Origin of the sequence: Streptomyces sp. Wb2n-11, assembly GCF_001049855.1 — a bacterium.
GTDB lineage: Bacteria > Actinomycetota > Actinomycetes > Streptomycetales > Streptomycetaceae > Streptomyces > Streptomyces altiplanensis.
In genome coordinates this window covers 5,532,501-5,545,095 of sequence record NZ_CVPB01000001.1, presented here as the reverse complement: position 1 = coordinate 5,545,095, position 12,595 = coordinate 5,532,501, and the positions used below count along the sequence as shown (strand labels likewise).

At 69.4% G+C, this 12,595-nt stretch carries 10 protein-coding genes, 2 rRNA genes and 1 pseudogene (1 of these 13 running past the window's edge); 2 read left to right on the top strand and 11 right to left on the bottom strand.

All coding sequences use genetic code 11. From position 1 onward, the window contains the following. Positions 1–303 precede the first annotated feature (303 nt). The 3 genes from BN1555_RS25245 to BN1555_RS25235 are packed head-to-tail and all read right to left on the bottom strand — an operon-like array spanning position 304 to position 2,313. Positions 304–1,221 carry an NAD kinase gene (locus BN1555_RS25245; RefSeq protein ID WP_093801518.1) on the bottom strand — a complete coding sequence of 306 codons (918 nt, stop codon included), beginning with the start codon at positions 1,219–1,221 and terminating at the stop codon, positions 304–306. A 2-nt stretch (positions 1,222–1,223) separates the two neighbouring features. After that, on the bottom strand, positions 1,224–2,039 hold the full coding sequence (locus BN1555_RS25240) for a TlyA family RNA methyltransferase (protein ID WP_093801517.1): 816 nt from the start codon (positions 2,037–2,039) through the stop codon (positions 1,224–1,226). Positions 2,040–2,046: 7 nt separating this feature from the next. Next, the gene (locus tag BN1555_RS25235) at positions 2,047–2,313 is read right to left on the bottom strand and encodes a hypothetical protein (RefSeq protein ID WP_093801516.1); all 267 of its coding nucleotides are present in this window, start codon (positions 2,311–2,313) and stop codon (positions 2,047–2,049) included. Positions 2,314–2,355: 42 nt separating this feature from the next. Here BN1555_RS25235 and BN1555_RS25230 point away from each other — a divergent pair, with 42 nt between their 5' ends. After that, on the top strand, positions 2,356–2,706 hold the full coding sequence (locus tag BN1555_RS25230) for an SCP2 sterol-binding domain-containing protein (protein WP_093801515.1): 351 nt from the start codon (positions 2,356–2,358) through the stop codon (positions 2,704–2,706). A gap of 5 nt (positions 2,707–2,711) precedes the next feature. Here the strand turns inward: BN1555_RS25230 and BN1555_RS25225 are convergent, their stop codons facing one another. The 4 genes from BN1555_RS25225 to BN1555_RS25210 all read right to left on the bottom strand — a co-directional run bounded on the left by BN1555_RS25225 (position 2,712) and on the right by BN1555_RS25210 (position 6,923). Continuing rightward, positions 2,712–3,551: an ABC transporter ATP-binding protein gene (locus BN1555_RS25225; RefSeq protein WP_093803633.1), complete on the bottom strand. Its 840-nt coding sequence runs from the start codon at positions 3,549–3,551 to the stop codon at positions 2,712–2,714. Positions 3,552–3,637: 86 nt separating this feature from the next. Next, positions 3,638–4,705, bottom strand: a complete 1,068-nt coding sequence (locus tag BN1555_RS25220; protein ID WP_093801514.1) for a FecCD family ABC transporter permease — start codon at positions 4,703–4,705, stop codon at positions 3,638–3,640. Then, on the bottom strand, positions 4,702–5,673 hold the full coding sequence (locus BN1555_RS25215; protein ID WP_255306153.1) for a FecCD family ABC transporter permease: 972 nt from the start codon (positions 5,671–5,673) through the stop codon (positions 4,702–4,704). Before BN1555_RS25215 ends, BN1555_RS25220 begins: the two co-directional genes overlap by 4 nt. A gap of 221 nt (positions 5,674–5,894) precedes the next feature. After that, positions 5,895–6,923, bottom strand: coding sequence for an HAD hydrolase-like protein (locus BN1555_RS25210; protein ID WP_093801512.1), 1,029 nt, complete (start codon positions 6,921–6,923; stop codon positions 5,895–5,897). 72 nt (positions 6,924–6,995) lie between these two features. Here BN1555_RS25210 and BN1555_RS25205 point away from each other — a divergent pair, with 72 nt between their 5' ends. Then, the gene (locus BN1555_RS25205; protein WP_093801511.1) at positions 6,996–8,279 is read left to right on the top strand and encodes a DUF1015 family protein; all 1,284 of its coding nucleotides are present in this window, start codon (positions 6,996–6,998) and stop codon (positions 8,277–8,279) included. Between the two features lie 65 nt (positions 8,280–8,344). Here the strand turns inward: BN1555_RS25205 and BN1555_RS41345 are convergent, their stop codons facing one another. The 4 genes and pseudogenes from BN1555_RS41345 to BN1555_RS25190 form a co-directional block, all read right to left on the bottom strand. Next, positions 8,345–9,127: a tetratricopeptide repeat protein gene (locus BN1555_RS41345; protein ID WP_218058250.1), complete on the bottom strand. Its 783-nt coding sequence runs from the start codon at positions 9,125–9,127 to the stop codon at positions 8,345–8,347. Positions 9,128–9,286: 159 nt separating this feature from the next. Beyond that, positions 9,287–10,471: pseudogene (locus BN1555_RS41340) on the bottom strand (hypothetical protein); the annotation flags it as partial. A 90-nt stretch (positions 10,472–10,561) separates the two neighbouring features. Next, positions 10,562–10,678, bottom strand: a 5S ribosomal RNA gene (rrf, locus tag BN1555_RS25195). Positions 10,679–10,789: 111 nt separating this feature from the next. After that, a 23S ribosomal RNA gene (locus tag BN1555_RS25190) occupies positions 10,790–12,595 on the bottom strand; it runs 1,319 nt beyond the window's last position.

The following is a 12,595-nucleotide window of genomic DNA, read 5'->3' as shown; positions in this document are numbered from 1 at the left end:
TACCCACCCGGGCACCGCGTCGGCTCCCCCTTCGGCGGGGTGCCGGTCCGATCCTCCGGGACACGGCCTTCCGCACCGTCTGGGCCGGCGCCGGTCTGCCTCGCGGAGGCGGTGGTGACGCCGGCGGAGGCCGCTCTGCCGGCGTCCCCGTGCTTCTCCCCCGCTCCGCCCGGGCGAGGCCCCCGGCGAGCATCGGCCGGCCGCCGAGGGCGCTTTCCTCGTCCTGACCCTCCTCCACGAGGGCTTCGCCGCGTGATCACCACGGCCGGCGCGACGGCGCGGGCGCGCCGGAACGGCCGGTGATCAGTGCGGCGCCCCGCGCCACCCCGACACGGGAAGGGCGAACTTGGCGACGAGCCGATCGGTGAACGACGCATGGTGCAGCCGCGCCAGCCGCACGGGAACGGCGCCCCGCCGCACCTCCACCCGCGCACCGGCGGGCAGTTCGACGGTCCTGCGTCCGTCGCACCACAGCACGCCGTGCGGCGTGTGCTGCTGCACCTCCACCGCGAGCACCGAGGCCGGCGACGTCACCAGGGGCTTGGCGAACAGCGCGTGCGCGCTGATCGGCACCATCAGCAGCGCCTCCACCTCGGGCCAGACCACCGGCCCGCCCGCCGAGAAGGCGTACGCCGTGGAGCCGGTCGGGGTGGCGCAGACGATGCCGTCGCAGCCGAAACCGGTCACCGGCCGGCCGTCGATCTCCAGGACGACTTCGAGCATCCGCTCGGGCGAAACCTTCTGCACGGCGGCCTCGTTGAGTGCCCAGTCCTCGTGCACGACATCGCCGTTGTTGCGCACGGTGACGTCGAGGGTCATACGTTCCTCGACCTCGTAGGCACGCGTGACGACCCGGTCGACCACCTTGTCGAGGTCGTCCCGCTCGGCCTCCGCGAGGAAGCCGACGCGGCCGAGGTTGACGCCGAGCATCGGCACCCCGGAGGCGCGCGCGAACTCGGCGCCGCGCAGGAGCGTTCCGTCCCCGCCGAGGACGATCAGCAGTTCACACCCGTCGAGTACGGCGGGCGAGGCTTCCGCCACCAGCTCGACGGACGGCGGCAGCGGCAGGTCGGCCGCCTCCGCCACCAGCACGCGTACGCCGATTCCACTGCGCAGCAGCCCCTGTACGACCAGTTCCGCACTGCGGATCGCCGCCGGGCGCCCGGTGTGCGCGAGCAGGAATACGGTGCGTGTTCCAGCAGGTCTGTCTGTCGTCGTCACTGTCAACTCGGCCCCTCCGCCACTGCACGGTCAACATCCGCCGGGTCGAGCTCGGGAGCTCCGGCCCGGAGCCACAGAAAGTACTCGACGTTCCCCGAAGGCCCGGGCAGCGGACTGGCGGTGACGCCCCGTACGCCCAGCCCGAGCTCCCACGCCTGCCGGGCCACCGCCCGTACCGTTTCGGCCCGGAGCTCGGCGCTGCGTACGACACCGCCGCTGCCCAGCCGGTCCTTGCCCACCTCGAACTGCGGCTTCACCATCATCACGAGATCGGCGTCCGGCGCGGCGCACCGCACCAACGCCGGCAGCACCAGCCCCAGCGGGATGAAGGACAGATCACCGACGACCAGGTCGGCCGCCTCCCCGTCGATCGTCTCCAGCGTCATTTCCCGCACATTGGTACGGTCCTTGACGACCACGCGTTCATCGGACTGGAGCGACCACGCGAGCTGGCCGTACCCGACGTCGACGGCGACGACCTCCCGGGCCCCGGCCCGCAGCAGGACATCGGTGAACCCGCCGGTCGAAGCCCCGGCGTCCAGCGCCCGCCGCCCCTCGACCTCCAGCCCCAGCGGTACGAACGCCGCCAGCGCGCCGGCCAGCTTGTGCCCGCCCCGCGAGACGTAGTCGGGGTCGTTGTCGTCCTTGAGCACCACCACGGGAGCGCTGGTCTCGACCTGCGTGGCGGCCTTGGTCGCGACGGCGCCGCCCACCTTCACCCGCCCTGCGGCGATCAGCTGGCTCGCGTGCTCCCGTGAGCGTGCGAGGTTCCGGCGGACCAGCTCGGCGTCGAGGCGTCGGCGCGCGACTCCTGCCACGTTCGGTTCAGCTCCTGTGGTCGTACGAGGGAAGGGGCGCCGGAGGACCCGGTCGTGCGTCCAGCGCGGTCAGCGCCTCACGCAGCCCCTGGTGTACATCCTCGTACACCGCGATGTGCCCGTCCGCCGGGAGGTCGTCCGCAGCGCCCAGCCGCTCGAGCAGCGCGTCGACAGCGGCGTGCCCGGTGGGGGTGCGCCCGGCCCCGAGCGGCGCCGGTGCGGCCGGGTCGTACACCGCGGCGGCGGCTGCCGCCGTCTCGTCCTCGTCGTTCATGCCCCGACGCTACCCCGAAGGGCTGGGGTACCGTCGGTCCCGATGGCAACGATGGAAGAGTGCCGCAGTGCACTCGGTGAACTCTCGGACAATCTGGCTCGGGCCGGCGACGACGGCGTACGCAGCGCCGCCTCGCTCGACCGTTCCCTGAGCTGTCACATCACGGATCTGGACACCACGTTCACCGGCCGTCTCGCGGACGGCCGCATCGACGTACGGGACATGCACGACGGACCCCCGCGCGAGCGCGCCGAGATCCGCCTGGCCATGACCGGTGACGACCTGGTCGCCCTGGTCGGCGGCGAGCTGAACTTCGCGAAGGCCTGGGCCTCGGGCCGGGTGAGGCTGGAGGCCGGTTTCCGTGACCTGATCCGGCTCAGGAAGCTGCTGTAGCCGCCTCAGGAAGCTGCTGTGGCCGCCGCGGCCACCGTCCGGCCGTCGCGCGCCTTCCGCGCCGCGGGCACCACCAGCGGCGTCCCGGTCTCCGGATCGTCGATGACCTGGCAGCGCAGCCCGAAGACCCGCTCCACGAGCTCCGCCGTGACCACTTCGGCCGGCGGCCCCTGCGCGATGACCTCGCCGCCCCGCATGGCGATCAGGTGCGTGGCGTAGCGCGCGGCATGGTTCAGGTCGTGCAGTACGGCGACGAGGGTGCGCCCCCGCGTCTCGTGCAGTTCCGCGCACAGATCGAGCACGTCGATCTGGTGCTGGATGTCGAGGAATGTCGTCGGTTCGTCGAGCAGCAGCAGCGGCGTCTGCTGGGCGAGGGCCATCGCGATCCAGACGCGCTGGCGCTGTCCGCCGGACAGCTCGTCGACGTAACGGTCGGCCAGTTCGCCGACGCCCGTCGAGGCCATCGATTCCTCCACGATCCGCTCGTCCTCGGGCGACCACTGCCGCAGCAGCCCCTGGTGCGGGTAGCGGCCGCGCGCCACCAGGTCCGCGACCGTGATCCCGTCCGGCGCGATGGACGACTGCGGCAGCAGCCCGAGGGTCCTGGCCACCTTCTTCGCGGGCATGGAGCCGATGGCGTTCCCGTCCAGCAGCACCCGCCCCTGCGTGGGCTTGAGCATCCGTGAGAGGGCGCGCAGCAGCGTCGACTTGCCGCAGGCGTTCGGCCCGACGATGACGGTGAAGGAGTTGTCGGGTATCTCGACGGACAGGTCTTCGGCGATGACCCGCTGGTCGTAGGCGAGGGTCACCGATTCCGCACTGAGGCGCTGACGCTGCACTGGCATGCTCCTGGGGTTCTTCTCGTTCACGTGCGGGATCGTCGGATGCGGGTCCGGACCCGCATCCGCGTCCGGTTCCGTACGGCGACGGCTCATATGCGTCCCGCCTTGCGTTCGGTGACCAGCAGCCACAGCAGATAGCAGCCGCCGAGCACCCCGGTCACCACACCCACCGGCAGCTGCTTGCCGCCGAAGGCCTGCTGCGCGACCCAGTCGGCGACCACCAGCAGGACGGCTCCCATGGAGGCCGAGGCCCCGAGGTTGGCCCCCGGCGAGCGCGTCAGCCTGCGGGCGAGCTGCGGCGCGCTCAGCGCCACGAAGGCGATGGGGCCGGCGGCGGCCGTGGCCACCGCGATGAGCAGCACGGCGGACAGCATCAGCACCAGCCGGCCGCGTTCGACGCCGACTCCGAGGGCGTACGCCGCGTCGTCGCCCATCTCCATCATCCGCAGCGACCGCCCGTGCCCCAGCACCAGCGGAACGAGCACGGCGCACACGCCGAGCAGCGGCCACGCCTGCTCCCAGCCCCGCCCGTCGAGCGAGCCCGTCATCCACACCGTGGCCCGGGTCGCGTCGACGATGCTGGCCTTGGTGATGAGGTAGTGGTTGAGCGCCGTGAGCATGGCGGCGGCGCCGATTCCGACGAGCACCAGGCGGAAGCCGTGCACGCCCCGCTTCCACGCGAGGAAATAGACGGCGGCTCCCGTCAGCAGACAGCCGACGAGCGCGCCGCCCGTCACCGCGAAGGCGTTGCCCTTGAACAGCACGATCACGACCAGCGCGCCGGCCGTCGCACCCTGTCCGAAGCCGATCATGTCGGGACTGCCGAGCGGATTGCGGGAGATGGACTGGAAGACCGCCCCGGACATCCCGAGCGCCGCACCGACGAGCAGCGCGACGACGACCCTCGGCAGACGCAGCTCGGTGACGATGAATTCCTGCGACGAGGTGCCGTTTCCGAGGAGCGTACGGACGACGTCGCCCGGCGACATCGGGAAGTCACCGCTGCCGATGAGCACGACCCCCATGGCCAGTGCCGCGGCGCTGAGCAGCAGCACGACGAGGAGCGCCCTGGGCTCGATCCTGAAGGAGAGTCCGCCGCGGGTGCGTATCGCGCGGACCCCCCGGGCGGAACGGGGGGCGGGAGAGGTAACAGTCACAGTTGGGCCATCTTCCGGCGGCGTACGAGATAGATGAACACGGGCCCGCCGACCAGCGCGGTCACGATGCCGACCTGGAGTTCGGAGGGCCGGGCGACGACCCGCCCGATGACGTCCGAGCCCAGCAGCAGCACCGGCGAGAGCACCGTGGCGTACGGCAGGATCCAGCGCATGTCGGGCCCCGTGAGGGTCCGGACGAGGTGCGGCACCATCAGCCCGATGAAGACGATCGGCCCGCAGGCGGCGGTCGCGGCGCCGCACAGCAGCGTCACGGCGACCATCGCGAGTACGCGGGTACGGGTCAGATGCGCGCCCAGGGCCCTCGCCGTGTCCTCACCCATCTCCATCGCGTTGAGCGGCCGCGCGATGAACAGCGCGAGCACGACACCGACGGCGATGAACGGCCACACCTTGCCGATGATCTCCATGTCGGCGGAGGCCAGCGAGCCGACGGTCCAGAAACGGATCTGCTCCAGCGCCGCCGAGTCCATCAGCTGTACGGCGTTGACGTAGCCGTAGAGCGCGGCGGTCGCGGCGGTGCCGGCGAGCGCGAGCCGTATCGGCGTCGCACCGCGGCTGCCGCCGAGGAAGTACACCAGCACGGAGACGACTCCCGCGCCGACGAAGGAGAACCACACGTACCCGGTCAGCGAGGTGACCCCGAGGAAGCTGATCGCGGAGACGACGGCGGCCGCGGCCCCCGCGTTCACGCCCAGGATCCCCGGCTCCGCGAGCGGGTTGCGGGTGAGCCCCTGCATGACCGCTCCGGAGAGCCCGAGCGCCGCGCCGACGAGCACGCCCAGCAGGGTGCGGGGCACCCGCACGTCCTGGACGATCACGTCGTTGCCGGTGCCCGAGGCGTGGAACAGGCCGTGCCACACGTCGCCCGGGGCAAGCGGTTTGGCGCCGATCGCGATACTCGCGACGACGACCAGCAGCAGCACGCCGAGGGAGAGGAACAATCCCACAGCTCGTACGGCGTTGCGTTTCCGGGGCGCGGGGGCCGGCGGGGCCTGTATCGCGCTCTGTCTGGGAGGACTGTCGACCAACACGGAGTTAGGTTAGCCTACCCTGGCATCGCGACAAACAGTCCTGCCCCTCCCGGCCCCCGGGCACCCGCACCCGCACCCGCCCCCAGAGCCGCGACCGCGGCCGGGGCAGGCACAGCGCGTGCGTCACAGCGCGTGCGTCAAAGACCCACCCGGGCCAGCGCCTTGCCCGCGTCCAGCCCGCACTCCCCGTCCCCGGCGTACGTCCAGGCCGCCGCGCACAGCGCCCGCAGCCCGTCCAGCGCCGCGCCCTCGCCGTCGATCACCAGCGCCTCGCCCCGCACGGAAGCGGTCCACCCGCCGCACGTGAACCCGCCGTCCGCCCCGGACACTTCCGGCTGCCCGGTGAGCAATCCCCGCAGATCCGCGTCCACATACGTCGGCCGGTACTTCGGCGCGGCCGCCAGCAGTTGCGCGGCGTCCGTCACCCCGGTCAGTACGAGCAGCGAGTCCACGCCGCCCGCGTTCGCGCCCTCGATGTCCGTGTCCAGCCGGTCCCCGACCACCAGCGGCCGCTCGGCGCCGGTCCGCAGGATCGTTTCCCTGTGCATCGGCGGCAGCGGCTTGCCCGCCACCTGCGGCTCGGCGCCCGTGGCGATCCGTACGACCTCCACCGCCGCACCGTTGCCCGGCGCGATCCCCCGCGGACTGGGAATCGTCAGATCGGTGTTGGACGCGAACCACGGCAGCCCGCGCGCGACGGCGTACGAGGCTTCCGCGAGCCTCCCCCACGACATGTCGGGCCCGCCGTAACCCTGCGCCACGGCCACTGGGCCGTCGTCGGCCGACTCCACCGGCACCAGCCCGCGCTCGCGCAGTGCGATCCGCAGCCCGTCCCCGCCCACCACCAGGACCCGCGCCCCCTGCGGAATCTGATCGGCGATCAGCCGGGCCACGGCCTGCGCCGACGTGATGACGTCCCCGGCCTCCGCAGGCACCCCGAGTTCCGTGAGGTGCCCGGCGACCGCATCGGGCGTCCGCAGCGCGTTGTTGGTCACATATGCGAGATGCATCCCGCCCTGCCGGGCCACCCTGAGCGCGTCCACCGCGTGCGCGATGGCCTCACCGCCCGCGTAGACGACACCGTCCAGGTCCAGCAGAGCCGTGTCGTACGCCTCCCTCAGCGCACGCGCGCTCGCGTCGGGCCGGGTCCTGGTCTGCTGGCTCATCGGGCCTCGCTCCTAGATAGCTGCTTGTCCCCCGATCATCGCTCATCACAGGACCCCACTTACGATGCACCAATGAGCACACCTGGTCGGCCCGAGGAGGACCACGGCCTGCGCCTGGCTCCGTTCCGTGGACTGCGCTACGTCCCCGAACGCGTGAGCAGCCTGGCCGCCGTGACGTCCCCGCCGTACGACGTCGTCGTACGGCCCGACGGCCTCCACCACCTGGAATCGGCCGACCCGTACAACATCGTCCGCCTGATCCTCCCGCAGGCCGCCACCTCCGCGTCCCGCAACCAGCAGGCCGCCGACACCCTCCACCACTGGCTGTCGGAGGGCGTGCTCGCCCTGGACCCCGAGCCCGCCCTGTACGTGTACGAGCAGCGCAGCGGCGATCTCCTCCAGCGCGGCCTCATCGGCGCCCTCGCCCTCACCCCGCCCGCCGAGGGCATCGTCCTCCCCCACGAGGACGTCATGCCGCACGTCGTCGCCGACCGCGCGGCCCTGATGCGCGCCACCGCGGCCAACCTCGAACCGCTCCTGCTGACCTACCGCAGCCGCGGGGACGCCACCGGCGCGACCGCTGTCATCGAACGCACCATCCTCCGCTCCCCCCTCCTGGCCACCACCACCGAGGACGGTTTCAGCCACCGCCTGTGGTCCATCACGGATCCGGCCGAGCTGGCCGAAGTCACGGCGGACCTGTCCCACCGCCAGGCGCTCATCGCGGACGGCCACCACCGCTGGGCCACGTACCTCCGCCTCAAGGCGGAACAACCTGCCCCCGGCCCCTGGGACTCCGGTCTCGTCCTCCTCATCGACACGGTCCGCTACCCGCTCCAGGTCCGGGCCATCCACCGCCTGCTGCGCCGCCTCCCCGTCGCCGACGCCCTCGCCGCCGCCGCGGACGCCTTCCGCATCCGCGAAGTCCCGGGCCCGCTCCCCCGGGCCCTGGACGCCCTCGGCGAGGCGGCCACCGCCGGCAACGCGTTCCTCCTGGCCGGAGACGGCACCTTCCACCTCGTCGACCGCCCCGACGAGGCCCTGCTGTCACGTACGGTCCCGGCCGGCCGGCCCGAAGCCTGGCGGACCCTGGACGCGACCGTCCTGCACGCCACGCTCCTGGACCACGTGTGGTCGATCCCCGACGCCCCCGAGGACATCACGTACATCCACGGCGCCGAGGCGGCCGTCACCCAGGCGGAGCGCCACGGCGGCACGGCCGTCCTGATGCATCCGGTACGCGAAGAAGTCGTCCGGGACCTGGCCCGCCAGGGCGTCACGATGCCCCGCAAGTCCACGTCGTTCGGCCCGAAGCCGGCGACGGGCCTGGTCCTGCGCAGCCTCGACCTGAGCTGAGCCGAACCGGTCCCGGAACGCGAAAGGGCGGCACCCGTCGGGGTGCCGCCCTCACTCACACGGACTCAGTCCTTGTCGCCCTCGACAGGCTCCACGCCGGCCTCGTCCTGATCCTCCGCGGCAGGCTCGGCCACCGGCTCACCACTCCCACCGCTCTCCTCGTCGAGAGCGTCGACGAAGTCGACACCGTCGAGCTGGGCAAGCCGATCGGAAGCGTCCGTCAAACCGTCCTTGTCGGCCTCGATCGCCTTGGCGAACCACTCGCGGGCCTCAGCCTCGCGCCCGGCCGTCAGCAACGCATCGGCGTACGCGTACCGCAGTCGCGCGGTCCACGGCTGCACCGAGTTCGACGCCAGCTCGGGCCCCTGAAGAGTCACGATGGCGGCATCGATCTGCCCCATGTCCCGGCGCGCTCCGGCCGCGACCAGACGCATCTCGACCTGACCCGCCTTGTCGAGCTTCTGCACCTCGGGCTCACCGGCCATCGCCATCGCCCGCTCCGGCCGCCCGAGACCGCGCTCGCAGTCGGCCATGACGGGCCACAGCTCCACGCTCCCGGTCATACGGCGGGCCGCGCGGAACTCCGCGAGCGCCTCCGTGTACCGCTGAGTCGCGTACGCCGCGAAGCCCGCGGCCTCACGCACTGCGGCCACCCGCGAGGCGAGCCTCAGCGCGATGCGCGAGTAGGCGTACGCCTCCTCGGGATCGTCGTCGATGAGGTTCGCGACCATGACGAGGTTCTTGGCGACGTCCTCGGCAAGGGTCTTCGGCAGGCTCTGGAGCTCCTGGCGAACGTCCTTGTCGATCTCGTGACCCGTGACGTCCTCAGGAATGGGGAGCCGCCTGATGGGCTCACGCTCCCGGTCGTCACGCTGCCCGCGGTACGCGTCACGGTCACCGCGGTCGTCCCGACGCGGCGCCCGGTCGTCACGGCGGGGCCCGCGGTCGTCACGACGCGGCGCCCGGTCGTCACGGCGGGGCCCGCGGTCGTCACGACCGCCACGGAACCCACCACGCTCGTCATCACGGCGCGGCCCACTGCTCGGCCGATCATCACGACGCTGGTAACCACCACCGCTGGGGCGGTCGTCACGACGCTGATACCCACCACCGGCCGGACGATCATCACGACGCGGCCCGCGGTCGTCATGACCACCACGGAACCCACCGCCACTGCTGGGACGGTCATCACGACGCTGGAAACCACCACTGGGACGGTCGTCACGACGCTGGTAACCACCACCGCTGGGGCGGTCGTCACGACGCTGATACCCACCACCGGCCGGACGATCATCACGACGCTGGAAACCACCGCCGCTGGGACGGTCGTCACGACGCTGGAAACCACCGCGGTCATCATCCCGACGCGGCCCACGGTCGTCACGACCACCACGGAACCCACCGCCACTGCTGGGACGGTCATCACGACGCTGATACCCACCACCGCTGGGGCGGTCGTCACGACGCTGATACCCACCACCGGCCGGACGATCGTCACGACGCGGCCCGCGGTCGTCATGACCACCACGGAACCCACCGCCACTGCTGGGACGGTCATCACGACGCTGATACCCACCACCGCTGGGACGGTCGTCACGACGCTGGAAACCACCGCGGTCATCATCCCGACGCGGCCCACGGTCATCACGACCACCACGGAACCCACCGCCACTGCTGGGACGGTCATCACGACGCTGATACCCACCACCGGCCGGACGATCATCACGACGCTGGTAACCACCACCGCTGGGACGGTCGTCACGCCGCTGGAAGCCACCACCGGCCGGACGATCGTCACGACGCGGCCCGCGGTCGTCACGACCACCACGGAACCCACCACGCTCATCATCACGACGCTGGTAACCGCCACCAGCGCCGGCCGGACGGCCACCTCGGCTGTCGTCCCGACGAGGGCCGCTGCTCGGCCGGTCGTCACGACGCTGGAAGCCACCGCCACCACCGCTCGGGCGCCCGCCTCGGTCATCACGACCGCCTTGCGCAGCTCCGCCGGTGGGACGGTCGTCACGACGGAACCCACCGCGATCGTTGTCCCGGCGCGGCGCACGGTCGTCACGACCGCCGCGGTAGCCGCCCCTGTCATCGCCGTCTCGCCGGCGCGGCTCGCGCTCCGGACGATCGTCGGAAGAGTTGGTGGACATCGGTTGGCTCCTGTCTTGGGGTAACGCAGTCATTCTCGCGCAGTCGGTCGTCCGACGCGCTTCGGAAAAACAAAAAGGACCCTTGGTCCAGCATGAACGCTGGACCAAGGGTCCTGAAAGATTGTTCGGCGGTGTCCTACTCTCCCACAGGGTCCCCCCTGCAGTACCATCGGCGCTGAAAGGCTTAGCTTCCGGGTTCGGAATGTAACCGGGCGTTTCCCTAACGCTATGACCACCGAAACCCTATCGGGTTTAGCGAACAAGCACACTCTTCAATTAAGTAAGTGGAGCTGTTCAACCGGTGCGATAACTGTTCGCAACCCGGGAACAACACAGTGGACGCGAGCAACTGAGGACAAGCCCTCGGCCTATTAGTACCAGTCAGCTCCACCCGTTGCCGGGCTTCCACATCTGGCCTATCAACCCAGTCGTCTACTGGGAGCCTTAACCCCTCGAAGGGGGTGGGAACACTCATCTCGAAGCAGGCTTCCCGCTTAGATGCTTTCAGCGGTTATCCTTTCCGAACGTAGCCAACCAGCCATGCCCTTGGCAGGACAACTGGCACACCAGAGGTTCGTCCGTCCCGGTCCTCTCGTACTAGGGACAGCCCTTCTCAATATTCCTACGCGCGCAGAGGATAGGGACCGAACTGTCTCACGACGTTCTAAACCCAGCTCGCGTACCGCTTTAATGGGCGAACAGCCCAACCCTTGGGACCGACTCCAGCCCCAGGATGCGACGAGCCGACATCGAGGTGCCAAACCATCCCGTCGATATGGACTCTTGGGGAAGATCAGCCTGTTATCCCCGGGGTACCTTTTATCCGTTGAGCGACAGCGCTTCCACAAGCCACTGCCGGATCACTAGTCCCGACTTTCGTCCCTGCTCGACCCGTCGGTCTCACAGTCAAGCTCCCTTGTGCACTTACACTCAACACCTGATTGCCAACCAGGCTGAGGGAACCTTTGGGCGCCTCCGTTACTCTTTAGGAGGCAACCGCCCCAGTTAAACTACCCATCAGACACTGTCCCTGATCCGGATCACGGACCGAGGTTAGACATCCAGCACGACCAGAGTGGTATTTCAAGATTGACTCCACACACACTGGCGTGCATGCTTCAAAGTCTCCCACCTATCCTACACAAGCCGAACCGAACACCAATATCAAACTGTAGTAAAGGTCCCGGGGTCTTTCCGTCCTTCTGCGCGAAACGAGCATCTTTACTCGTAGTGCAATTTCACCGGGCCTATGGTTGAGACAGTCGAGAAGTCGTTACGCCATTCGTGCAGGTCGGAACTTACCCGACAAGGAATTTCGCTACCTTAGGATGGTTATAGTTACCACCGCCGTTTACTGGCGCTTAAGTTCTCAGCTTCGCAACCCCGAAAGGTCACTAACCGGTCCCCTTAACGTTCCAGCACCGGGCAGGCGTCAGTCCGTATACATCGCCTTACGGCTTCGCACGGACCTGTGTTTTTAGTAAACAGTCGCTTCTCGCTGGTCTCTGCGGCCACCCCCAGCTCGGAGTGCAAGACTCGTCACCGGTGATGGCCCCCCTTCTCCCGAAGTTACGGGGGCATTTTGCCGAGTTCCTTAACCATAGTTCACCCGAACGCCTCGGTATTCTCTACCTGACCACCTGAGTCGGTTTAGGGTACGGGCCGCCATGAAACTCGCTAGAGGCTTTTCTCGACAGCATAGGATCATCCACTTCACCACAATCGGCTCGGCATCAGGTCTCAGCCTTGATGAGGGACGGATTTGCCTACCCCTCGGCCTACACCCTTACCCCGGGACAACCACCGCCCGGGCTGGACTACCTTCCTGCGTCACCCCATCGCTTACCTACTACCACCTTGGGCCGGCGGCTCCACCACTTCCCTTTGCCCGAAGGCTCCGGGACGGCTTCACGGCCTTAGCATCAGAGGATTCGATACTGGGCGTTTCAAAGCGGGTACCGGAATATCAACCGGTTGTCCATCGACTACGCCTGTCGGCCTCGCCTTAGGTCCCGACTTACCCTGGGCAGATCAGCTTGACCCAGGAACCCTTAGTCAATCGGCGCACACGTTTCTCACGTGTGTATCGCTACTCATGCCTGCATTCTCACTCGTGTACCGTCCACCACTGCCTTCCGGCGCGGCTTCACCCGGCAC

Bases quoted from the DNA above. Each gene is read 5' to 3' on its own strand.
- BN1555_RS25205 (WP_093801511.1), top strand. From the start codon at position 6,996: ATGAGCACACCTGGTCGGCCCGAGGAGGACCACGGCCTGCGCCTGGCT.
- BN1555_RS25235 (WP_093801516.1), bottom strand. From the start codon at position 2,313: ATGAACGACGAGGACGAGACGGCGGCAGCCGCCGCCGCGGTGTACGAC.
- BN1555_RS25225 (WP_093803633.1), bottom strand. From the start codon at position 3,551: ATGCCAGTGCAGCGTCAGCGCCTCAGTGCGGAATCGGTGACCCTCGCC.
- BN1555_RS25230 (WP_093801515.1), top strand. From the start codon at position 2,356: ATGGCAACGATGGAAGAGTGCCGCAGTGCACTCGGTGAACTCTCGGAC.
- BN1555_RS25210 (WP_093801512.1), bottom strand. From the start codon at position 6,923: ATGAGCCAGCAGACCAGGACCCGGCCCGACGCGAGCGCGCGTGCGCTG.